General features: G+C 74.9%; 20 protein-coding genes. 13 read left to right on the forward strand and 7 right to left on the reverse strand.

Annotated features, from left to right (window positions below; genetic code table 11):
- Positions 1-25: 25 nt before the first annotated feature.
- The 8 genes from ABD345_RS12785 (at position 26) to ABD345_RS12820 (ending at position 10,314) form a co-directional block, all read left to right on the forward strand.
- Positions 26-982, forward strand: a complete 957-nt coding sequence (locus ABD345_RS12785) for an ABC transporter ATP-binding protein (protein ID WP_344552108.1) — start codon at positions 26-28, stop codon at positions 980-982.
- A 30-nt stretch (positions 983-1,012) separates the two neighbouring features.
- Positions 1,013-3,556, forward strand: coding sequence for a molybdopterin-dependent oxidoreductase (locus ABD345_RS12790; RefSeq protein WP_344552109.1), 2,544 nt, complete (start codon positions 1,013-1,015; stop codon positions 3,554-3,556).
- Entirely contained in the window at positions 3,553-4,734 is a 1,182-nt protein-coding gene (locus ABD345_RS12795) for an acyl-CoA dehydrogenase family protein (protein WP_344552110.1), read from the forward strand. The genes ABD345_RS12790 and ABD345_RS12795 overlap by 4 nt, the downstream gene beginning before the upstream one ends.
- A 35-nt stretch (positions 4,735-4,769) precedes the next feature.
- On the forward strand, positions 4,770-5,918 hold the full coding sequence (locus tag ABD345_RS12800) for an LLM class flavin-dependent oxidoreductase (protein ID WP_344552111.1): 1,149 nt from the start codon (positions 4,770-4,772) through the stop codon (positions 5,916-5,918).
- Positions 5,915-6,754 (forward strand): alpha/beta hydrolase, encoded by an 840-nt coding sequence (locus ABD345_RS12805; RefSeq protein ID WP_344552112.1) that lies wholly within the window; start codon positions 5,915-5,917, stop codon positions 6,752-6,754. Before ABD345_RS12800 ends, ABD345_RS12805 begins: the two co-directional genes overlap by 4 nt.
- Positions 6,755-6,879: 125 nt before the next feature.
- Positions 6,880-7,434, forward strand: coding sequence for a flavin reductase family protein (locus ABD345_RS12810; RefSeq protein WP_344552113.1), 555 nt, complete (start codon positions 6,880-6,882; stop codon positions 7,432-7,434).
- Positions 7,425-8,531, forward strand: coding sequence for an LLM class flavin-dependent oxidoreductase (locus ABD345_RS12815; protein ID WP_344552114.1), 1,107 nt, complete (start codon positions 7,425-7,427; stop codon positions 8,529-8,531). Before ABD345_RS12810 ends, ABD345_RS12815 begins: the two co-directional genes overlap by 10 nt.
- Before the next feature lie 196 nt (positions 8,532-8,727).
- Entirely contained in the window at positions 8,728-10,314 is a 1,587-nt protein-coding gene (locus ABD345_RS12820) for a carbohydrate-binding protein (protein WP_344552115.1), read from the forward strand.
- Positions 10,315-10,359: 45 nt separating this feature from the next.
- Here the strand turns inward: ABD345_RS12820 and ABD345_RS12825 are convergent, their stop codons facing one another.
- From ABD345_RS12825 to ABD345_RS12850, 6 genes are all read right to left on the reverse strand, one after another.
- On the reverse strand, positions 10,360-11,586 hold the full coding sequence (locus tag ABD345_RS12825; RefSeq protein WP_344552116.1) for an MFS transporter: 1,227 nt from the start codon (positions 11,584-11,586) through the stop codon (positions 10,360-10,362).
- Positions 11,573-12,784 (reverse strand): hypothetical protein, encoded by a 1,212-nt coding sequence (locus ABD345_RS12830; protein WP_344552117.1) that lies wholly within the window; start codon positions 12,782-12,784, stop codon positions 11,573-11,575. The genes ABD345_RS12825 and ABD345_RS12830 overlap by 14 nt, the downstream gene beginning before the upstream one ends.
- A 22-nt stretch (positions 12,785-12,806) precedes the next feature.
- Positions 12,807-13,799 (reverse strand): FAD-dependent oxidoreductase, encoded by a 993-nt coding sequence (locus ABD345_RS12835; protein ID WP_344552118.1) that lies wholly within the window; start codon positions 13,797-13,799, stop codon positions 12,807-12,809.
- Between the two features lie 64 nt (positions 13,800-13,863).
- Positions 13,864-14,034, reverse strand: coding sequence for a hypothetical protein (locus tag ABD345_RS12840; RefSeq protein ID WP_344552119.1), 171 nt, complete (start codon positions 14,032-14,034; stop codon positions 13,864-13,866).
- Positions 14,035-14,582: 548 nt separating this feature from the next.
- Positions 14,583-15,353, reverse strand: coding sequence for a polysaccharide deacetylase family protein (locus ABD345_RS12845; protein WP_344552120.1), 771 nt, complete (start codon positions 15,351-15,353; stop codon positions 14,583-14,585).
- A gap of 88 nt (positions 15,354-15,441) precedes the next feature.
- Positions 15,442-16,329 carry an SDR family NAD(P)-dependent oxidoreductase gene (locus ABD345_RS12850; RefSeq protein WP_344552121.1) on the reverse strand — a complete coding sequence of 296 codons (888 nt, stop codon included), beginning with the start codon at positions 16,327-16,329 and terminating at the stop codon, positions 15,442-15,444.
- Positions 16,330-16,398: 69 nt separating this feature from the next.
- Here ABD345_RS12850 and ABD345_RS12855 point away from each other — a divergent pair, with 69 nt between their 5' ends.
- Complete coding sequence (locus tag ABD345_RS12855) at positions 16,399-17,061, forward strand: TetR/AcrR family transcriptional regulator (RefSeq protein WP_344552122.1); 663 nt, start codon at positions 16,399-16,401, stop codon at positions 17,059-17,061.
- Between the two features lie 94 nt (positions 17,062-17,155).
- Here the strand turns inward: ABD345_RS12855 and ABD345_RS12860 are convergent, their stop codons facing one another.
- Positions 17,156-18,136: an acetylxylan esterase gene (locus ABD345_RS12860; protein WP_344552123.1), complete on the reverse strand. Its 981-nt coding sequence runs from the start codon at positions 18,134-18,136 to the stop codon at positions 17,156-17,158.
- 295 nt (positions 18,137-18,431) lie between these two features.
- Here ABD345_RS12860 and ABD345_RS12865 point away from each other — a divergent pair, with 295 nt between their 5' ends.
- Genes ABD345_RS12865 through ABD345_RS12880 form a run of 4 tightly spaced genes read left to right on the forward strand, consistent with a single transcriptional unit; the run spans position 18,432 to position 22,615 of the window.
- Positions 18,432-19,757 (forward strand): ABC transporter substrate-binding protein, encoded by a 1,326-nt coding sequence (locus ABD345_RS12865; RefSeq protein ID WP_344552124.1) that lies wholly within the window; start codon positions 18,432-18,434, stop codon positions 19,755-19,757.
- 29 nt (positions 19,758-19,786) lie between these two features.
- On the forward strand, positions 19,787-20,737 hold the full coding sequence (locus ABD345_RS12870; RefSeq protein WP_344552125.1) for a carbohydrate ABC transporter permease: 951 nt from the start codon (positions 19,787-19,789) through the stop codon (positions 20,735-20,737).
- The gene (locus ABD345_RS12875; RefSeq protein ID WP_344552126.1) at positions 20,734-21,585 is read left to right on the forward strand and encodes a carbohydrate ABC transporter permease; all 852 of its coding nucleotides are present in this window, start codon (positions 20,734-20,736) and stop codon (positions 21,583-21,585) included. The genes ABD345_RS12870 and ABD345_RS12875 overlap by 4 nt, the downstream gene beginning before the upstream one ends.
- Before the next feature lie 10 nt (positions 21,586-21,595).
- A complete protein-coding gene (locus tag ABD345_RS12880; RefSeq protein ID WP_344552127.1) occupies positions 21,596-22,615 on the forward strand; it encodes a LacI family DNA-binding transcriptional regulator in 1,020 nt (339 codons plus the stop codon).
- The last annotated feature ends 118 nt before the right edge of the window (positions 22,616-22,733 follow it).

Consider the following 22,733-nt stretch of genomic DNA (forward strand, 5'->3'; position numbering starts at 1 on the left):
TTCTCTCCCACCGGAGGTGCCTGTCATGACCGCTCTGCTCGAAGTCCGTTCGCTGGAGGTGGAGTTCGACCGCGGCGCCCCCGTGCTGGACGGGATCGACCTCCAGGTGCGGGCCGGGGAGATCCTCGGGGTGATCGGCGAGACCGGCTCCGGGAAGACCACGCTGGCGCGGGCGGTGGTGGGGCTGGCGCCGGTCACCGCCGGGCGGATCTCGGTGGACGGCCGGGACCGGACCCGGTTGCGCGGCCGGGCGCTGCGGGAGGCCCGGCGGGCCGGGGCGGTGCAGTACATGTTCCAGGACCCGCTGCGTTCGCTGGACCCGGACCTGACGGTGCTGCGGCTGGTCGGCCAGCCCCTCGCGGTGGCCGGCGTCCCGGAGGGCGAGCGGAGGCGGCGGGTGCTGGAGGCGCTGGACCTGGTCGGCCTGGACCACGCGTTGGCCGGGCGCCGCCCGACCCTGCTCTCCGGCGGCCAGCGCCAGCGCGTCGCGCTGGCCCGGGCGATCGTCACCCGTCCGCGCCTGCTGCTCGCCGACGAGCCCGTCTCGGCGCTGGACGCCTCGAACCGCAACCACGTGCTGCGCCTGCTGGACGGACTGCGGCGGGAGCTGGACCTCGCGGTGGTGCTGATCTCGCACGACCTGGAGTCGCTGGCGGGGGTCGCCGACCGGCTCGCGGTGCTGTACCGGGGGCGGATCGTGGAGAGCGGCCCGGCGGCGGACGTGCTGGGACGGCCGCTGCACCCGTACACGGCGCTGCTGGCGGCGTCCGCGCCGGGCGGGGGCGCGGCCCGGCGGGCCGAGCTGGCCGTGCTGCGCGCCCCGGCGCCCGACCGGCCGGGGGTCTCGGCGTGCGCGTTCGCGCACCGCTGCCCGTTCGCCGTCGCGAGCTGCGCGGACCGTCCGGCCGAGGACGAACCGCTGCCGGGCCGGAAGGTGGCCTGCCACCGCGCCGCCGACTGGCGCACCCCCGAAGCTTCCTGACGCCTCGTCAATTCCTGGAGTCCGAACGCCATGCCCGCTCGTCCCACCACCTCGCACTGGGGTGCCTTCCGGGTCCGCCCGCGCCGCTCCGGCGGGGTGCTGGTCGAACCGCACCCGGCGGATCCGGCGCCCTCGCCGCTACTGGCGGGTGTCGCCGGGTCGCTGCACCACCGCACCCGGGTGCGGCGGCCGGCCGTCCGGGAGGGGTGGCTGCGGGGCGGGCCGGGGACGGGCGCCGGGCGCGGGCGGGAGCCGTTCGTGGAGGTGTCCTGGGAGCGGGCGCTCGACCTGGTTGCGGGTGAACTGGCGCGGGTGAAGCGGGAGTTCGGTCCGCAGGCGGTGTTCGGCGGTTCGTACGGCTGGGCGTCGGCGGGCCGGTTCCACCACGCGCAGAGCCAACTGCACCGCTTCCTGGCCCTGTTCGGCGGGTACACGGCCTCCCGGAACTCGTACAGCCTGGGCACCTCGCTGGTGCTGCTGCCCCGGGTGGTGGGGGACGCCGAGGCGGTGCTGCGGGCCGCGTCCTCCTGGCCGACGATCGTCCGGCACACCCGGCTGCTGGTCGCGTTCGGCGGCGTCCCGGCGAAGAACGTGTACGTCACGCCGGGCGGCGTGACCCGGCACTCCACGCCCGGCTTCCTGGCCGAACTGGCCGCCGCCGGAACGGAGGTGGCACTGGTCTCGCCGCTGCGCGACGACCTGCCGGACGGGCCGGTGACCGACTGGCTGCCGGTCGTCCCGGGCACCGACACCGCGCTGATGCTGGCCCTCACCCACACCCTGGTCGCCGAGGGCCGGCACGACCGGGCCTTCCTCGCCCGCTGCACCAGCGGCTGGCCGGTGCTGGAGCGCTACCTGGACGGCCGGGCCGACGGCACGCCCAAGGACGCCGACTGGGCCGCGCCGATCTGCGGTCTGGACGCAGAGCGGATCCGCGCGCTGGCCCGGAAGATGGCCGCCACCCGGACGCTGGTCACCGTCACCTGGTCGCTGCAGCGCGCCCGGTACGGCGAGCAGCCGGTGTGGGCGGCGCTCGCGCTGGCCTGCGCGCTCGGCCAGATCGGCCTACCCGGCGGCGGCTTCGGCCACGGCTACGGTTCGATGGGCGACGTCGGCGACACCGGGCCCGCGCTGCGCCTGCCTTTCCTGCCCCAACCGGTCAACCCGGTCGAGGAGTTCATACCCTGCGCGCGGATCGCCGACCTGCTGCTGCACCCCGGTGAGGAGTACCGCTACGACGGCACCACCCGCCGCTACCCGGACATCCGGCTGGTGCACTGGGCCGGCGGCAACCCGTTCCACCACCACCAGGACCTGGGCCGGCTGCGCCGCGCCTTCGCCCGCCCGGAGACCGTGGTCGTCCACGAACCGCACTGGACGGCCACCGCCCGGCACGCCGACATCGTGCTGCCCGCCACCACCCCGCTGGAACGCGAGGACTTCGGCGGCGGCCGGCGCGACACCCACCTGATCGCCATGCACCGCGCCGTCGCCCCGGTCGGCGAGGCCCGCGACGACCACGCGATCCTCGCCGCACTCGCCGAACGCCTGGGATTCGCACCGGAGTTCACCGAGGGGCGGAGCCAGCGCGAGTGGCTGGAGCACCTGTACGGGCAGTGGGCCGGTCAGCTGCGCGCGGACGGCGCGGGCGACCCGCCGCCGTTCGACCGGTTCTGGGCCGACGGCGAGTGGCAGCTGCCCGAACAGCCCGCGGAACGCACCCTGTTCGCCGAGTTCCGGGCCGATCCGGAGCGGCACCCGCTGGCCACCCCCAGCGGCCGGATCGAACTGCACTCCCCCGCGATCGCCGCGCTGGGCCTCCCCGACTGCCCCGGCCACCCCGCCTGGCTGGACCCGCCCGAACGCCCCGGCACCCCGGCCGCCCGGCGCCACCCGCTGCTGCTGATCGCCAACCAGCCCGCCACCCGACTGCACAGCCAACTCGACGTCGGCGCAGCCAGTCTGGCCGACAAGGTCGCCGGACGCGAAGCCGTCGAGGTGCACCCCCGGGACGCCGCGGAACGCTCGATCGCCGACGGCGACCTGGTGCGGATCTTCAACGACCGCGGCGCCTGCCTGGCCGGGGCCCGGATCAGCGACCGGCTGCGCCCTGGCGTCCTGCGCCTGCCCACCGGCGCCTGGTTCGACCCCGTCCCCGGCACCGACCCCCCGCTATGCGCCCACGGCAACCCCAACGCCCTGACCGCCGACCTCCCCAGCTCCCGGCTCTCCCAGGGCAGCACCGGCCAACACGCCCTGGTCCAACTGGAGCGCTGGACCGACGGCCCCCCACCCCCGGTGACCGTCCACCACCCGCCCACCCTGCTCCCCGAGCCCGATCAACTCCCCGATCAGCCGACTGACTTGACCCAACCGACCGCTCCCGGCTCCGGGCCGACCGATCCTCCCCCCGCCGCCCCCGGCCCACCCCCACCGCCCGCCACCCACGCCGTCCCGCCCCAACCAGCCGTCCCGGCAACTGACTTGACCCCACCGACGGCTTCCCGTCCCGCCCCCGCTTCCCACTCCGCCCACGCTTCCCGCCCCGATCCCGCTCCGGAGGCCGTCCGATGACCGTCACCACCGCTCCGCCCGGTTTTCCGGCCCCCGCTCCGGACGGGCTGCCCGCGGTGACCGCCGCCCTGGCGGCTTGCGCCGCCACCCACGACCGGGACGCCGAACTCCCGCTCGCCGACTTCGAACTCCTGCACCGTGCCGGGCTGTTGACGGCGACGGTGGCCGTCCGGCACGGTGGTCCGGGGGCCGGGCTGGCCGACACCGTGCGGATCCTGCGGGCGCTCGGTGCGGGCGACCCGGCGGTCGCGCTGATCACCGCCATGACGCTGTTCACCCACGCCGCCGAGGCCCGCGCCCCGCACTGGCCGGCCGGCCCGCTGGCCGAGCTGCTCGCCGAGTCAGCCCGCCGCCCGGTGCTGGTCAACGCGCTGCGGGTGGAGCCCGAACTCGGCAGCCCGGTCCGCGGCGGCCTGCCCGCGACCACCGCCCGCCGCCGCGGCGACGGCTGGGAGCTGACCGGCCACAAGATCTACTCGACCGGCGCGTACCTGCTGGACTGGCTGCTGGTCTGGGCCGCCACCGACGAGGAGCGGCCCCGGGTCGGTTCCTTCCTGGTCCGCTCCGGCAGCCCGGGCCTGACCGTCGAACCGGTCTGGGACCACCTGGGCCTGCGCGCCTCGCGCAGCGACGACGTCCGCCTCGACGCCGTCCCGGTGCCCGCCGACCGGGTCGCACTGTTCACCCGCCACGGCAGCGGCGGCGACGGCGGACGCGACCCGGTCGGCGGCGCCTGGAACAGCCTCGGCCTGACCGCCCTCTACCTGGGCGTCGCGGGCGCCGCCCGGGACTGGCTGCTCGGCTTCCTGCACGAGCGCACCCCCAGCGCGCTCGGCGCCCCGCTCGCCTCGCTGCCCCGCTTCCAGGCCGCCGTCGGCGAGATCGAGACCGCGCTGGCCGGGGCGGACCGGCTGGTCGACGCCCTCGCGGCGGCCGTGGACGCGGGCGAACCGGGCGCCGCCGAGCAGGCGGGCGGCGCGAAGGTGCTCGGCACCCGGGCCGCGATCGACGCCGTGCAGCGGGCGGTGGCCCTGGTCGGCAACCACGGCCTGACCCGCCGCCACCCGCTGGAGCGCCACCTGCGCGACGTGCTGTGCGCCCGGGTGCACACCCCGCAGGACGACTCGGTCCTGCTCACCGCCGGACGCGCCGCGCTCGCCCGCGTCCGCCCGCTCTGACCCTTCCCGTTCCACCTCCCGAAAGGACCACCGCCGTGCCCGTCGAGTTCGTCGGCATGATCTCCACCCACGACGTCTCCGAGACCCGTTCCGCCACCGGCCCGGTGGTCGACGTCGACTACACCCGCCGGTTCGCCCAGGCCCACGAGGAGGCCGGTTTCGACCGGATCCTGATCGCCCAGTCCTCGGGCAGCCCGGACCCGAACCAGGTCGCGGCGTTCGCCGCCGCGCACACCGAGCGCCTGGGCCTGCTGGTCGCGCACCGCCCCGGCTTCCTCGCCCCGACCGTCGCGGCCCGCACCTTCGCCACCCTCGACCAGTTCTCCGGCGGCCGGGTCGCGGTGCACGTCATCACCGGCGGCCACGACGCCGAGCAGCGCCGCGACGGCGACTACCTGACCAAGGACGAGCGCTACGCCCGCACCGACGACTACCTGACGGTGGTGAAGCGGGCCTGGACGGAGGACGCCCCGTTCGACCACGAGGGCCCGTACTACCGGCTGGCCGACTTCCGCTCGGACGTCCGGCCGGTGCAGCAGCCGCGGATCCCGCTGTACTTCGGCGGCTCCTCCGAGGCCGCCTACCGGGTCGGCGGCAAGCACGCCGACACCTTCGCGCTGTGGGGCGAGCCGCTGGCCGAGACCGCCGAGCAGATCGCCCGGGTCCGGGCCGCCGCCCAGGCCGCCGGGCGCACCGACCTGCCGGGCATCAGCGTCTCGTTCCGGCCGATCCTGGGCCGCACCGACGAGGAGGCGTGGGAGCGAGCCCGGGGCATCCTGGGCACCATCGAGCAGCGCGGCAGCACGCTCGGCTGGCGCCGGGGGACGCAGCTGTCCGGCGCCGGCCCGGCGCCGGAGAACGTCGGCTCGCAGCGGCTGCTGGCCGCCGCAGCGAAGGGCGACCGGCACGACCGGGCGCTGTGGACGGCCACCGCGAAGGCCACCGGCGCCGGCGGCAACTCCACCGCCCTGGTGGGCTCCCCCGAGACGGTGGCGCAGGCCCTGCTCGACTACGTGGACATCGGCGCGACCACGCTGCTGATCCGCGGCTACGACCCGCTGGACGACGCCCTGGACTACGGCCGCGAACTGCTGCCGCTGGTCCGCCAGGAGGTCGCCCGCCGCGACGCGGCCGCCGCCACCGCCGCCACCACTGCCGCCCCGGCCACCGCGGGCGCCCGGTGACCGCGCCCGTGCTCGCCGCCGCCCCCGAAACCGACCCGGCCACGGCACCGGCACCGGCATCAGCACCGGACGGCCGCTGGGAGCCCGCCCCCGGCACGGCCGTCCGGGGCACCGTGGTGCTGCTGCCCGGCCGGGGCGAACACCCGGGCGTGTACGCCAGGTTCGGCCGCCGGCTGGCGTCCGACGGCTACCGCCTGCTCGTCCCGGCGCGGGCCGTTCCGTTCCCCGACCCGCTCCACGCCCCCGCCTCCGCCTCCGCCCCCGGCCCCGGCCCCGGCCCCGTCGTCCTGTTCGCCCGGGCCCGGGCCGAGCAGGGGGACGGCGGGCCGGTGGTGCTGGCGGGTTCCGACCAGGGCGCGCTGCTGGCGCTGGCGCTCGCCGCCGAGGTCCGCCCGGACGGACTGCTGCTGGCCGGGCTGCCGGGCGACGGCGGGCCGGTCCGGACGGCGGACGAGCTGTCCGCGCGGACGGCCTGCCCGGTCCACCGGGGGCTGCTGGCGGACGATCCCGGGTTCCGGCCCGGCGCGCTGTTCGAGCCGGTGCCCGCCGCCCTGGCCGGGGCGGCGGCCGCGGCCCGTCCGGCGGTGCCGGTGCTGGCGTTCCACGGCCTGGCCGACGAGGTCGCGCCGGTCGGGGCGCTGCGGGAGCTGGCCGGGCGGCTGCCGTCGGTCGAGGCGGTCGCGGTGGCCGACGGGCGCCACGACGTGTTCAACGACGCCGTGCACCGCAGCGTCGCGGCCCGCACCGTGCTCTGGCTGGAGCGGCTGCGCTCCGGCCTGGACGGGCTGCCGGCCCTCCCGCCGCCGCTGCTCGTCCCGCTCGACACCCACGCGTAACCACACCGCACCACACCACACCGCACCACACCACACCACACCACACAGCACCGCACCGTACCGCACCGGCCCGCCCACTCCCCCGGGCCGGTGCGCCCCTCCCGCTCCTGGAAAGGACCGTCCCGATGACCACGCTCGACGAACGCCCGCCCACCACGGCCCCGCTCACCGCTACGCCCGCCGAAGCGCCCACCGCACTGCCCGCCGAACTGCTGCGCAGCACCCTGCGCCGGCACGCCTCCGGGGTGGTGGTGATCACCGTGCCGGGACCGGCCGGGTTCACCGCGACCTCGTTCACCTCGGTGAGCCTGGAGCCCGCGCTGGTCTCGTTCTACCTGGCCTCGGGGGCGTCGACGGCCCCGGCGGTGCGCGCGGCGGAGGCGTTCACCGTGCACCTGCTGCGCCGCGAACAGGAGCCGCTGGCAAGGGCGTTCGCCCGGAGCGGCACGGACCGGTTCGCCGGCGTGGAGTGGCAGGAGGGCCCGCACGGGACGCCGCTGCTGGCGGGCGTCGCGGCCCGGTTGACGGCCCGTCGGGTGGGGCTGCACCCGGTGGGCGACCACCTGCTGGTGGTGGGTGAGGTGCTGGCGGCCCAGGTGCCGGGCGGGGAGCCGCTGGTGCACCACGACGGCGCCTTCGGCGGGTTCGCGCCGGGCGCCGGGGAGGGCCCGTGGCGCTGACCGTGCACTGGTTCCTGCCGACCACCGGGGACAGCCGCGAGGTGGTCGGCGGGGGCCACGGTTCCGCGCCGGGGGTGTCCGGCGGCGACCGGCCGCCGTCCCTCGGCTACCTGGGGCAGATCGCCCGGGCGGCCGAACAGCTGGGTTTCGCCGGGGTGTTGACGCCGACCGGCCCGTGGTGCGAGGACGCCTGGCTGACCACGGCGATGCTGGCCGGGCTGACCGAGCGGCTGCGCTTCCTGGTGGCGTTCCGGCCGGGCCTGCTCTCGCCGACGCTGGCGGCCCAGATGGCGACGACCTTCCAGAACCTGTCCGGCGGCCGGCTGGCGCTGAACGTGGTGACCGGCGGCGAGTCCCGGGAGCAGCGGGCGTACGGGGACTTCCTGGACAAGGACGGCCGGTACGCCCGGGCCGACGAGTTCCTGTCGGTGACCGGGCGGCTGTGGCGGGGCGAGCGGGTCGACCACGAGGGCGCGCACCTGCGGGTGGCGGGCGCGGAGTTGACCCGGCGGCCCGACCCGGTGCCGGAGGTGTACTTCGGCGGTTCGTCGGCGGCGGCGGAGCAGGTCGCCGCCCGGCACGCGGACGTGTACCTGACCTGGGGGGAGCCGCCCGCGCAGGTGGCGGCGAAGGTGGAGCGGATCCGGGCGCTGGCCGCCGCGCACGGGCGCCGGCCGCGGTTCGGCGTCCGGCTGCACACCATCAGCCGGGACACCGCCGCCGAGGCGTGGGCGGAGGCCGACCGGCTGCTGGCCGGGATGGACCCGGAGCGGATCCGGGCGACCCAACTCGCCCTGGCCGGGAGCGAGTCGGAGGGCCAGCGGCGGATGCGGGAGCTGCACGGCGGGGCGGTGGACCGGCTGGAGGTGTACCCGAACCTGTGGGCCGGGTTCGGCCTGGTGCGCGGGGGCGCGGGCACCGCGCTGGTGGGCAGCCACGCCGAGGTCGCCGACCGGATCGAGGAGTACCACCGGCTGGGCGTCGAGGAGTTCGTGCTGTCCGGGGTCCCGCACCTGGAGGAGGCGTACCGGGTGAGTGAGGGGCTGCTCCCGCTGCTCACCGCCCGGGGGCTGCTCGCGCCCGGCGCCCGTCCGTGAAAGTTCCGCGGCCGGGCGCCGGAAAGTTTTCGGGCCCGCCCGGGCCCCCACCTGCCGGAAACCCTGCTGTTCACATCCTTGAACTACGGTCACGTACAAGTCCATTGACGCGTCCAGGACGGGCTCCTACTGTCCGTGGAGCGGCGCCGCACCCGCTCCACGTTCACATCCGTGACCCACCCCTGGAGACGAACGCATGCGCAAGAGAGCAGCCCTCGCGTCCGCGGCCCTGCTGGCCGGCACCGTGGCCGTGCTGTCCACCGGCCCGGCCAGCGCCGCGGCCACCCGGTACGAGGCCGAGTCCTCCCCCGCGGTCTGCACCGGCACCATCGACTCCGACTGGACCGGCTTCTCCGGCTCCGGCTTCTGCAACGGCACCAACGCCACCGGCGCGTACGCCCAGTTCACGGTGAACGCCACCGCCGCGGGCACCGCGACGCTGGCGTTCCGGTTCGCCAACGGCACCACCACCGCCCGGCCCGCCGACCTGGCCGTCAACGGCACCGGCAGCGGCACGCTCTCCTTCGAGGGCACCGGCAGCTGGACCGGCTGGACCACCAAGTCCGTGACCGTGCCCGTCCGTTCGGGCAGCAACACGATCCGGCTCACCCCCACCACCGCCGCCGGGCTGCCCAACCTGGACTACCTGGACGCCGAGGTCACCACCTCCACCAGCAGCACGCCCCCGCCCACCGCGAACGCCCTCTACGTCGCCCCGAACGGCACCGACGGCGCCGCGGGCACCCAGTCCGCCCCCACCACGCTCACCTCCGCGATCGCCCGGATCACCCCCGGCGGCACCATCTACCTGCGCGGCGGCACCTACGCGTACGGCAAGACCGTCACCGTCCCGGCGGGCAGCAACGGCACCGCCGCCGCCCGCACCACGCTGTCCGCCTACCCGGGCGAGACCCCGGTGCTGGACTTCTCCGCGATGACCGAGGACCCGGCCAACCGCGGACTGGTCCTCAACGCCGACTACTGGCACGTGTACGGGCTCACCGTGCAGCGCGCCGGCGACAACGGCATCTACGTCGGCGGCAGCCACAACGTCGTCGAACGGACCGTCACCCGGTACAACCGCGACTCCGGCCTGCAGCTCGGCCGGATCTCCTCCAGCACCCCCGCCGCCCAGTGGCCCTCGGACAACCTGGTCCTCAGCGCCGAGTCGCACGACAACGCCGACTCCGACGGCGAGGACGCGGACGGCTTCGCCGCCAAGCTCACCGTCGGCCCCGGCAACGTCTTCCGCTACGCCGTCTCGCACAACAACATCGACGACGGCTGGGACCTCTACACCAAGACCGACACCGGCCCGATCGGCCCCGTCACCGTCGAGGACTCGCTCTCCTACGGCAACGGGACGCTCTCCAACGGCACCGTCAACGCCAACGGCGACCGCAACGGCTACAAGCTCGGCGGCGACGACATCGCGGTCAACCACACCGTCCGCCGCAGCATCGCCTACCGCAACGGCCACCACGGCTTCACCTGGAACAGCAACCCGGGCGCGATGGCCGTCACCGGCAACCTGAGCATCGACAACGCCGAACGCAACTACTCCTGGGACGGCGGTAGTTCGGTGTTCCGCACCAACACCTCCTGCCGGTTCGCGGTCAGCGGCTCCAACGACAAGACCATCGGCGACGCCGACTCCACCAACCAGTTCTGGACCGGCACCAACGGCTCCCGCTGCGCCCCCTACAGCGGCGCCCTGGCCTGGTCCTTCGCCGCCGACGGGCACCTGGCCGTCACCCTCGGCGGCCGAGCGGTGAACCTGTGACCCACGGTCTCCCCGGCCTCCCGGGAGGCCGGGGAGACCGCCGGCTCACCCCTGGGTGAGCATCACCAGCAGCGCGGCGGCGGCGAGCAGGCTGCCGACCAGCGGCACCGCCCGGACGCCGGCGGTGGCCACCAGGCCCGCGCCCAGCAGCGACCCGGCGGCGATGCCGAGGTTGAACACCGCGCTCATCGCGGCCGAGGCCATGTCGGTGCTGCCGGGCGCCACCTGCAGGGCCCGGTGCTGGATGGCGGCGGCGAGCGCGTTGAAGGACAGGCCGAGCAGCGCGAGCATCCCCAGCGCCGCCGGCCGGGTGCCGCCGAGCGCGAACAGGCCCAGCATGGCGGCCGTGAGCAGGCCCAGCGGCGCGATCAGGGCCGGCCGGGGGTAGCGGTCCAGGTAGCGGCCGAGCAGCAGGGTGCCGAGCACGCCGAAGACGCCGGAGACCGACAGCAGCGGGCCGAGCGAGCCGTTGCCGAAGCCGCTGAAGTCCAGCAGCAGCGAGGTGAGGTAGGTGAAGGTGCCCATCGCACCGGTGACGGCCAGGCCGGTGGTGACCAGCAGGACGGTCATCCGGCGGCGGTCGGGCGCGGTGCCGCGGGCGGCCGCGCCCTCCCCGGGGGCGGTGCCGGGCAACAGCAGGGCGACGGCGGCGCAGGTGGCGACGCTCAGGCCGCTCATCACGGCGAAGGCGACCCGCCAGTGGGTCTGCTGGGCCAGCCAGGTGCCGACCGGCACGCCGAGCACGGGGGCGAGGCCGTTGCCGATGGACAGCCGGGCCACCATCCGGCCGCGCACCTCGGGCGGGAACAGGCCGGTCGCGGTGGAGGCCACCACCGCCCAGAACATCGCCTGGGTGAGGCCGGTCAGCAGCCGGGACGCCAGCAGGACCCAGAAGTCCTGGGCGAGCGCGGTGACCAGGGTGGCCAGCGCCAGCAGCCCGAGCGTCCCGCTGAGCAGCAACCGGCGCGGGACCTCGCGGGTGGCGCGGGCCAGCGGCAGCGAGGCCAGCAGGACGACCAGCGCGTAGCCGGTGACCAGCAGGCCGACCTGGGACCGGGAGCGGCCCAGGTCGGCGGAGATGATGGTGAGCAGGCCGGTCGGCAGCACCTCGGTGGTGACGAAGCAGAAGGCCGCGAAGGAGAGCGCGAGCAGCGCGGCGACCGCCCGCCGACGGGAGACCACCGGGCCGACGGCGGCATCGGCGGTGGTGGTGGTGGCGTCGGCGGCCGGGAGGACGGTGCCGGGGTCGCTGCCGCTGTCAGTGGTCGCCATCGCCAGCTCCTCCCGGTCCGGCGGTGGACGGGTCCGGCTCCCGGGCCGGGCTCGGCCCCGCGTCGGGCCCGGTGACGGGGGCCGGGGCGGTGACGGAGGCCGGCGCGGTGACGGGGACGGTGACCCGGCGGTTGGGTGCGGTCTCCCGGCACAGCAGGTGGTGCAGCAGGCGTTCGCGTTCGAGCACCGCCCGGGCCCGCTCCAGCCAGCTGTCGGCGTCCGGCCGCGCCGCTCCTTCCCCGGTCGTCCAGGAGCTCAACTCCGCCGTCCGGTCCCGCAGTTCGACGGCGCGCCGGAGCGCGGCGGCCGAGGGCGCGAAGGCGGCGGCCCGCCCGGTGCCGGTGGCGGCCCGGGCGGCCAGCAGTTCCAGGGCGGCGGCCAGGCGCCGCCGGTGTTCCAGCAGGACCCGGAACGGCCGTGCGTCGAGCGGCAGTTCACCGCGCAGCATCCGGACGGCCCGCGCGTACAGGGTGCGCGAGGCGGCCGGTCCGACGGTGATCCGGGAGGCCCTTCCTTCCCGGGGTCCACCGAACTCGCCGACCCGGCCCACGAGTCGGCCGTCGAGCGCGCGGGTGAGCGCGAGGTGCAGGGCGGCCGGGGTGAAGCGGTGCGCGCCGTCGTCCGGCCGGGCGCGCAGCAGCAGGACGGGGCGCGGCCGCCCGGTCCCCTCACCGCCCTCGCCGGCCTCGACGCAGGCGAGCGCGGCCTCGGCGGGCGTGGTCTCGGCGCGCGCGTAGTGGCCCGCGGCGTCCGTGCTGTGCGCCCGCAGCGTGCCGGGGGCGGGCCCGCGGACGTACATCACCTGCCCGACCGCGCGGGCCCGGCCGTACTCGTCGGTGCCGGGCACGTGGGACTTCTCGGCGTGCACCAGCACCGCGTGGCCCGCGCCGGCGGCCCCGGCCAGGAGGGCGGCCGCCCGGGGCAGGGTGGCGACGGCCTCCCGCGGGTGCTCCTCCAGGTCCAGCGGTCCGGTGCCCCGGCCATCGCCGGTGTCGAAGTCGAGGTCGAAGCCGAACGGGAGGGCGGGGTCCTCGTGCGCGTACAGGCAGAGGAAGCCGCCGGCCAGCCAGTCCTCGAAGGCGGGGTGGGTGCGCAGCAGTTCGCACCGGAAGGCGTGGTGCGGGTGGGAGCGGACCTCCGGCTGCCGCGGCGGGGCGGTGGCCGCCGGGCGGGCGGCGGTCAGGAGTGGTGGGGCCACGGGCGCTGTCGCCTCGCTTCCGCTAGTGGGGCTTGTCGAGGAGGTCGGCCGCGTCGGCGGCGCACCCCCAGGAGAGGGTGTAACCGGCGGCGCCGTGCCCGTAGTTGTGGACCAGGCCGGGAATGTACGGGTCCCGTTCGACCCGGACCGTGCCCCGGGTGGGCCGGAAACCCACCCGGACTTCCAGCACCCGGGCGCCCGCGGCGGCGGGCACCAGCCGGGCGCAGCGCTCCAGCACGTCGGCGACCGTCTCCTCGGGGACGGTGGTGGCCACCAGGCCGGGGTCGGCGGTGCCGCCGAGCACCGCGTCGTGCTCGCGCTCGATCACGTACGTGGGGCGCCTGGGGTCGCTGCCGTCGATCCAACAGCCTTGCAGTCCTTCGGGTTTGGCGCAGCGCAGCAGTACCCCGCGGACCAGCGACAGGCTGCGGTCACCGGCCAGCGCGGCGCTGCCGTAGCCGGTGCAGTTGACCACCGCGCCGGTGCGGCCGGCCTCCGCGGCCAGGTCGGTGACCAGCCGGTGCTCGGTCCGGCCGCCGCGGGCGGCGAAGCGCTCGGCCAGGTGGGCGAGGTAGCGGTCGGCGTCGACGGCCGGGACGGGGAGCGTCCAGGCGGCGGCGTACCCGGGCGGGCAGGGGGCCGGGCGGGCGAGGTTGTCCCCGCTCATTTCCCTGACCCACCACGGTACTTCGCTGGAGGTCGCGGAGAACTCGGTGAGCGTGCGGATCCGTACGCCGCTCTCCGCGGGCCGCCGGGACAGGGCGGTGAGCCGGTGCAGGGCGGTGGTGGCGCGCCGCAGGTAGACCGGGTCGGGGCGGCGGAGCAGCGGGTGCCAGATCGCGGCGGCCAGCACCGAGGTGGTGTGGTGCGGCGGTTCGGGGGTGACCAGGGTGACCGGGCGGCCGCGCTCCTGGAGTTCCAGGGCGGTGGTGAGCCCGCTGACGCCGCCGCCGACCACCGTGGCGGGCCCGCCCGGCGCACCGCCTTCCCGGCGCCCGCCCACCGCGCCGCTCACCGCGCCGCCTTCCCGGACCGCGCCGTCCCGGCGTCCGCCGGGCCGCCGCCGGGCGGGCGGGGGCTCATGCGCCGGCCTGCCGGGCGGCCGGGAGGGCGCCGGGGCGGGCGGACCCGGCGGTGCGGTCGCGCCCGGGGGCGAGCCGGCCGACGGTCTCGGCCTCGTCCCCGTCGCCGTACTGGAGGCCCACCGGCAGGTGGGAGTGGCCGCACGAGCGGCCGCGGTCGGGAGTCATCCCGGTCAGCACCTTTCGTCGTTCACCGTGCACCGCGCACGGTGCAATTCGTCCGCGCATTCCACCGGGACCGGAGTGCGGCCCGGGGCTTTTCCCGTCCGCCCGCACGAACCCGCCCGAACGAACCCGGCCGCGCCAATCGACCGCGCGAATCGGCCCGCACGAATCGGTCCGCACGAATCGACCCGCGATTCCGGCACGAAAAACCCGGGCGTCCGTACCGCCCGCCTTTCGCCCGACAATGCCCGGGTGCCCCCGGTACGGTGCTCCCGAGGCACTCCCGAGGTGCTCCGGGCGCGATCCCGCCACGCCCGCAAGGGAGTTCGCGCTATCCCGCCGCTCCGGCCCGAGCCGGGCGCGGCACCCCGGAAATCCGCGGAACGGGTCCGGTTCCTGGCGCCGACACGCCGTTTCCCTCCCGCGGCCGTCCGTTTCGGAAGATCGAGTGGGAGCGCTCCCACACCAATCCGCCGGACAGCATGTCAGCGCCGGGGGTTCCTGTCAAAGGTCCGGTCAAGAACCCGGTCACCCCCGGCGCCGATTTCCGCTCACTTGTAGATGACGCCGGGCTCCGCGGTCCCGGGGGCGAGCAACTCCCCCACCGTGACGAAGGTGTAGCCCTGTCCGGCCAGCGACTCCAGGACGGCGGGCAGGGCGGGCACCGTGCCCGCGTGCAGCGGGTGCAGCAGGACGATCCCGTCCCGCGCGGCCCCCTCCAGGACCCGCTTCGCGATCAGCCCGCTGTCGTCGGTCGCGTAGTCCTTCGCGGTCACCGTCCACAGCACCTGGGCCATGCCGAGCTCGCGCGAGATCCGCGACACCCGGTCGTCGGTCCGCCCCTCCGGCGGCCGCATCAGGGTGGGCCGCCGCCCGGTGACCTCCTCGATCGCGTCCGCCGTCCGGTCGAGCTCCTCCCGCACCCGGTCGTCCCCGATCTCGGTCAGCCGGGGGTGGTTCCAGGTGTGGTCGCCGATCTCGTGCCCCTCCCGCGTGATCCGCCGCACCACCTCGGCGTTCGCCGCCACGTCCCGCCCCTCCAGGAAGAACGTCCCCACCGCCCGGTACTGCGCCAGCAGGTCCATCACCGCCCCCGTCCGCTCGCCCGGGACGCCGTCGAAGGTCAACGCGATGCACTTCACCCGCGCGCAGTCCACCCGCCCCGGCGCCGCGTCCGCCGCCGCCCGCTTCCGCGCCTCCGCCGGCCCGACCGTCACCATCGCGAAGCTCCGCACGACCAGCACCGTGACCAGCCCCGCGACCGCCAGCACCGCCGCACCCAGCGTCAGATAGAACCGCGGTCCCCGTTTCACCCTTTTCATTCCCCGAACCCTATATTTGCCCTTACCTCCCGCTTCACCCCGCACCCCACCCCTCCCCGACCGGCCCCTCCCCGCCCCGGCCCGCCCCTCAGGACGCCCGGGCCGGCAGCTCGACGGGGTAGGGCTCGGCGAAGTCGGCCGAGCGGCTCACCCGCTCCCAGGCCCCGGCCTCCTCCAACTGCCGGCGGGAGTAGTCGAGCGCCATCCCCACCGCGTCGGCCCCGAGCAGCAGGTGCCCCGGCGCGTCGCCGCGGCGCACGGCGCGCACGATGATCTCCGCGGCCCGCGCCGGGTCCCCGGCCGCGCCGGAAACCCCTTGGCGGACCCGGCGGTTCATCGCGCCGACGGTCTGCTCGTACGCCTCGGGCACGGGGTGGACGGTCATCGAGTCGCCCGCCCAGTCGGTGGCGAAGCCGCTCGGCTCGACGACCGTGAACCGGATGCCGAACGGCGCGGTCTCCGCCGCCAGCGACCGGGTGAAGCCGTCGACGGCGAACTTGGCCGCCTGGTAGGAGGCGATGCCCGGCGAGCCGCCGACCCGGCCGCCGATCGAGGAGAACTGGACGACGGTGCCCGCCCCCTGGCGGCGCAGCGCGGGCAGCGCGGCCTTGGTGACGTGGTACACGCCCCAGAAGTTGGTCTCGAACTGGGCGCGGAAATCCTGGTCGTCGGCGCTCTCCACCGGCGCCACGTTGGCGTACCCGGCGTTGTTCACCAGCACGTCGATGCGCCCGAAGCGGGCGAGCGCGGCGTCGACGGCCGTGCGCGCCTGGTCGGGGCTGGTGACGTCCAGGGGCAGGACGAGCACCCGGTCGCCGTGCGGCGCGAGTTCGGCGCGGAGGGCTTCGGGGCGGCGGGCGGTGGCGACCACCAGGTCGCCCGCGTCGAGGGCGGCGGTGACCAGGGCGCGGCCGATGCCGCGGGACGAACCGGTGACGAACCAGACCTGCTGGGTGTTGCGTGCGTCTTCGCTCATGCACTTAGTACAACACCGTTCTCTTAATAACGCAACGCCGTTCCGTTACCTCTTCCTATGATGGGGGTCATGAGCCAGCCAGCCTTCCGACGGGCCCGCAGCACCGAGGCCAAGCAGGCCCGCGAGACCGCGATCCTGGACGCGGCCCGGGCCCTCGGCCGGGACCGCGGCATCCGCGACGTCTCCCTGACCGACATCGCCGCCGAGGTCGGCATGCACAAGTCCGCGCTGCTGCGCTACTTCGAGACCAGGGAGCAGATCTTCCTCGAACTCACCGCCGAGGGCTGGCGGGAGTGGTCCGCGGCCCTGCGCGCCGACCTGACGGCCCGGAGCTCCGCCACCCCCGCCGAGGTCGCCGGGGCCTTCGCCGCGACCCTGTCCGCCCGCCCGGCGTTCTGCGACCTGCTCGCCCAGGCCCCGCTCAACCTGGAACGGAACGTCTCACTGGAGGCGGTGCGCGCCTTCAAACTCCTCACCCGGCACGAAGTCACGCAGATCGGCCGGGAGTTGACCCGCCTGCTCGGCCTGGACGAGGCCCAGGTGCTCGACACCCTGGCCACCGCCACCGGCATGGCCGGCGCCCTGTGGCAGATCGCCAGCCCCGGCCCCCGCCTGCGCGAGCTCTACACCTCCGACCCCCGCCTGGCCCACGCCGTCGTCGAGGTCGAACCCCGCCTGCACCGCGTCCTCACCGCCTTCCTGCTGGGCACGACCACCGCCGCCCCCGCCTGACGGCGCCCCCGGCCGGCGGCGGAGCGGGGCGGACGGCCCGCCCGCCGTCCGCCCCGGCCGCCTCCGGCACTCAGCACTCAGCGCTCGGAAGCGCTCAGCGCTCAGCGCCTCCGAGCACGGACGCCGCGAAGGCGAGCGCCACCGGAACGTGGTGGCTGCCGCCGCCCTCGTGCCCGTTGTAGGGATAGACGCTGATCTCCTTCGGGCCGCGGTAGTGGTGGTAGGAGGCGAAGACGGTCTCGGGCGGGCAGACCTCGTCCATCAGTGCGACCGAGTACAGCGCCGGGGCGGTGGCGCGGGCCGCGAAGTGGAGGCCGTCGAAGTAGGCGAGGGTGGCGAAGACGGTCTCCACCTTGTCGCGGTGGACCTTGCAGAAGTCGGCGACCTCCTTGTAGGGGAAGGCGTCGGTGATCTCGGTGGCGCGGCGGATGTGCTGCAGGAACGGGACGTCCGCGACCACCCCGGCCAGGTCGGGCACCAGGCCCGCGACCGCCAGCGCCAGGCCGCCGCCCTGGCTGCCGCCCGCCACCAGGACCCTCTCCGGGTCGACGCCGGGGTGGGTGCGCACGGCGTCGACGGCCCGCACCGCGTCGGTGTAGAGCCGGCGGTAGTAGTACGCGGCCGGGTCGAGGACGCCGCGGGTCATCGACCCGGGGTGGGCCGGGCCCGCGCCGGGCCCGTCGTCGGGGGTGTCGCCGGTGGACCAGGTGCCGCCCTGTCCGCGGGTGTCCATGACCAGGTGGGCGTAGCCCGCGCTGGCCCACCGCAGGTGGTCGTGGGGCAGGGCCCGGCCGCCGCCGTACCCGATGTACTCGACGACCGCGGGCAGCGGTCCCTCGGCGCCGCGCGGCCGGACCAGCCAGCCCTTGATCGGCTGTCCGTCGTAGCCGGGGAAGGTGACGTCCTCGACGGTGAGGGTGGTGAGGCCGGTCTCGACCGGCGCGGTGTCGAGGCGGGCGGGGAAGGCCCTGGCGGCGGCCAGGGTGTCCGCCCAGAAGGCGGCGAAGTCGGCGGGTTCGGTGCGCTCGGGCCGGTGCTTGTGCAGCTCGGGCAAGTCCATGGAGAGGAAGGCCATGACGGCCCAGGGTAGGGCCGGCCGACGACCGCGCCAATGTCGGGGTCGGAAAAGCGTGAAACTTACTTAACTGCTTAAGCCCAGAAGCGCCGGTGGGGCGCCGGGGCCCGCCCCGACTGTTGACCTGATCATGCGGAGCCTCTTACTTTCCCGGAAGTCGGTCCGGGCCTTTCGCGCACCGCTCCGCTTAAGCGCATAAGCGGCCCGATCGCCTCCGCCCCGAACCCTCCTGATCCCCCGTCAGCCCTGTGTCAGCCCTGTGTCAGTCGAACCTCCACCACCCGGGAGTCGGTACATGGAACAGCGATCGGCGGCCCTGCTGGCCGTGGCCCTGATGTCGATCACCGCGGTCTCCGGCTGCTCCGGCGCGAGCGGCGGCGGCACCGGCGGCGCGGCCGTCGCCCCGTCCGACCCGGCCTCGGTGAGCGGCACCATCACCGTGCTCACCCACAAGACCGACCTGGCGGGCGACGGGACCCTGGACCGGTACGCGGCCGAGTTCAACAAGGTCTACCCGAACGTGCACGTCAAGTTCGAGGCGATCGTCAACTACGAGGGCGACGTCAAGATCCGCCTGAACAGCACCGACTACGGCGACGTGCTGATGATCCCGGCCGCCGTCCCGGTCGCCGACTACCCGAAGTTCTTCGCCCCGCTCGGCACCCCGGAGGAGCTGGACCGCAAGTACCGCTTCGTCGACGGCGGCGCCTACGACGGGCAGGTCTACGGCGTCGCCACCAACGGCAACGCGACCGGCCTGGTCTACAACAAGGCGGTCTGGAAGCAGGCCGGGATCACCGGTTGGCCCACCACCCCGGACGAGTTCCTGACGGACCTGCGCGCGATCAAGGAGAGGACCTCCGCCACCCCGCTCTCCACCGTCTACCACGAGGGCTGGCCGATGACGGCCTGGCAGAGCTACCTCGGCGGGGCGAGCTGCGACGAGGCCGCCAACGACGCGCTGGCCACCGACCCCGCGCCCTGGGCGGCGGGCAAGGAGCTCAACCGCATCGACACCCTGCTGTACGACGCGGTGCACCAGCAGCTGGTGGAGAAGGACCCGACCACCACCGCCTGGGAGGGCTCCAAGAACCAGCTCGGCACCGGGAAGGTCGGCACGCTGGCGCTCGCCTCCTGGGCGATCTCCCAGATGAAGGACGCCGCCCGGACGGCGGGCGCCGACCCGGCGGACATCGGTTTCATGCCCTTCCCGGCGCAGCGGGACGGGCACTTCTGCTCGGTGGTCTCCCCCGACTACCGGGAGGCCGTGAACGTCCACTCCAAGCACAAGGAGGCCGCCCGCGCCTGGGTGGACTGGTTCGTCGACAAGAGCGGCTACGCGCAGGACGAGGCCCTGCTGCCGACCCTCAAGAGCGGGGCGATGCCCGCCGAGCTCCAGGCGTACCAGGACGCGGGGGTCCGGTTCATCCAGTTGAGCCAGGCGAAGAACGCCGAGGTCTCGACGATCGACAACCAGTCCGAGATCGGCCTGAACAAGCCGGACTACCGCCAGCACATCGTCGACCTGGCCCGCGGCGCCGGGGGCGGCGGCGGCCTGGAGGGCTACTTCGCCGACCTGAACCGGAAGTGGGCCGCCGCGCTCAAGCGGGCCGGGTCCTGACCGGCCGGCCGACGGACGAGCGAGGCGACATGCCCGAACCCACCACCGCCACCCCCACCGATCCCACCACCGCCACCACCGCGGCAGCGCCCCCCGCGGCCGCGCCCCTCCGGACCAGGCTGCTCGCCCGCGCCACCCCGTGGCTGTTCCTCGCGGTGCCGCTGGCATTCCTGGTCACCTTCACCTACACGCCGGTGTTCAACATGCTGTACTACAGCCTGACCAGCTGGGACGGCTTCGGCCCGGACCAGGAGTTCGTCGGCCGGGCCAACTACACCGAGCTGTTCACCCGGCCCGACCTGTTCCAGGTCTTCTTCGTCAGCCTGTTCTACCTGGCGTCGGGCGCCGTGCAGATGCTGCTGGCGCTGTACTTCGCCACGGTGCTGAGCTTCCACGTCCGGTTCCGGAACTTCTTCAAGGGCGTGCTGTTCTTCCCGTACCTGATCAACGGCGTCGCCATCGGCTTCGTCTTCCTGTACTTCTTCCAGCCCGGCGGCACGCTCGACTCCGTCCTCGGCCTGTTCGGCGCGCGCGGCGACCACCTGTGGCTGGGCGATCCGCACCTGGTCAACTGGTCGCTCGCCTCGGTCTCGCTCTGGCGGTACCTGGGGCTGAACTTCGTGCTGTTCCTGGGCGCGATCCAGTCGATCCCCGGGGAGGTCTACGAGGCGGCGGACCTGGACGGGGCCAACCGCTGGCACCAGGTGAGGCACATCGTGCTGCCCGGCATCCGGCCCGTGGTCAGCCTGAGCGCCGTCCTGGTGGTCTCCGGCTCGCTGTCCGCGTTCGAGATCCCGTACCTGATGACCGGCGGCGCCAACGGCAGCACCACCTTCGTGATCCAGACGGTCAAGCTGGCCTTCCAGTTCAACAAGGTCGGCCTGGCCTCGGCCGCCGCCGTGGTGCTGCTCGCCGTCGTCCTGCTGACCACCTGGATCCAGCGGCGGCTGGTCCCCGACGAAGGGGTCGACCTGGTATGACGGCCCACCACGCCCCGCGCGGGGCCGGCGCCCGCACCGCGGTCGCCGCCAAGTACCTGTCCCTGCTGGCCGCTTCGGCCGCGACGCTGCTGCCGCTGGCGGTGGTGCTGATGGCGGCGCTGAAGACCGAGCCGGAGTCCGCGGACACCGGTCCGCTGACGCCGCCGCACGACTGGTTCAACCTGCACAACTTCCGGGTCGCCTTCACCCAGGGCCACCTGCTCCGGGCCTTCGGCAACACCGCCTTCATCCTGGTCTTCTCGGTCACCGGCACCGTCCTGATCGGCTCGATGGCCGCGTACGCGATCGACCGGTTCCGGTTCCCGTTCCGGAAGCTGACGGTCTCGCTGTTCCTGCTGGCCTCGCTGGTGCCCGGGGTGACCACCCAGGTGGCGACCTTCCAGATCGTCAACTCCTTCGGCCTGTTCAACAACCGCTGGTCCGCGATCGCCCTGTACACCGGCACCGACATCGTCTCGATCGTGATCTTCCTGCAGTTCATGCGGGCCATCCCGGTCTCGCTCGACGAGGCGGCCCGGATCGACGGGGCCTCGCCGCTGCGGATCTACCGGACGGTGATCCTGCCGCTGCTGCGGCCCGCGATCGCGACCGTGGTGATCGTGAAGGGGGTGGTGGTCTACAACGACTTCTACATCCCGTTCCTGTACATGCCCTCGCCCGAACTCGGCACCGTCTCCACGTCGTTGTTCTACTTCAAGGGCCCGTACGGGGCCCGCTGGGAGGTGATCTGCGCGGGCACCGTCCTGGTCATCCTGCCGACCCTGGTGGTGTTCCTGTTCCTGCAGCGGTTCCTCTACAACGGCTTCACCCGGGGGGCCACGAAGTGACGGCGCAGCGGTGAAGCGGGTCACGATCGGGGAGATCGCGGAGCGGGCGGGCGTCTCGATCGGCGCGGTGTCGTACGCCCTGAACGGCCGGCCGGGGGTGTCCGAGGAGACCCGCCGCCGGATCCTGGAGATCGCCGACCGGCTCGGCTGGCGGCCGAGCCTGGCCGCCAGGTCGCTGTCGGCTTCGCGGGCGCACAGCGTGGGCCTGATCCTGGCCCGCCCCGCGGACACCCTGGGCGTCGAGCCGTTCTTCATGCGGTTCATCTCGGGGCTGGAGCGCGAACTGTCGGGGCGGCGGGTCGGCCTGCTGCTGCAGGTGGTCGGGGACCACGCCGCCGCCGTCGAGGCGATCCGCCGCTGGTGGGCCGAGCGCCGGGTGGACGGCCTGGTGGTGACCGACCTGTACGCGCAGGACGCCCGGCTGCCGGTGATCGAGGAGCTGGGCGTCCCGGCGGTGCTGGCCGGGCGGCCCCGGGCCGACAGCGGGCTGGGCGCCGTCTGGGCCGACGACACCGCGGCGGTGGACTCCTCCGTCGACTACCTGGTGGCGCTGGGCCACCGCCGGATCGCCCGGGTGTCCGGGCTGCCCGCCCTCGACCACACCCGGGTCCGGGTGGCGGCGTTCCGCGCGGCCGTGCTCCGGCACGGCCTGGGCGAACCGCGGGTGGTCGAGACCGACTACACCGCGGAGGAGGGCGCGCGGGCGACCCGGGCCCTGCTGTCCCGGCCCGACCGGCCGACCGCGATCCTGTACGACAACGACGTGATGGCCGTCGCCGCGCTCAACGTCGCCCAGGAGATGGGCATCGCGGTGCCCGCCGAGCTGTCCCTGCTGGCCGGGGACGACTCGCAGCTGTGCGTCCTGGTCCGCCCCGCGCTGACCGCCCTGTCCTGGGACATCCAGGCGTACGGCCTGCACACCGCCCAGGTGCTGCTGGAGCTGATCGACGGCCTGCCGCCGCGCTCGCACCAGGAGCGGACCCCCGTCCTGACCGTCCGCGGCAGCACCGGCGCGGCACCGGCCGGCTGAGAAACTTTCGGCCCGCCGCTCCCCCCTTTCCCCCTTTCCTCCCAAGGCTGTTGACGTCCCGTCAGTTTCCACCCTACTTTCCCGGAAAACGACCGGGCCGCATTTCCGCGCCGCGGAC

Source organism: Kitasatospora saccharophila (assembly GCF_039529925.1).
Lineage (GTDB): Bacteria > Actinomycetota > Actinomycetes > Streptomycetales > Streptomycetaceae > Kitasatospora > Kitasatospora saccharophila.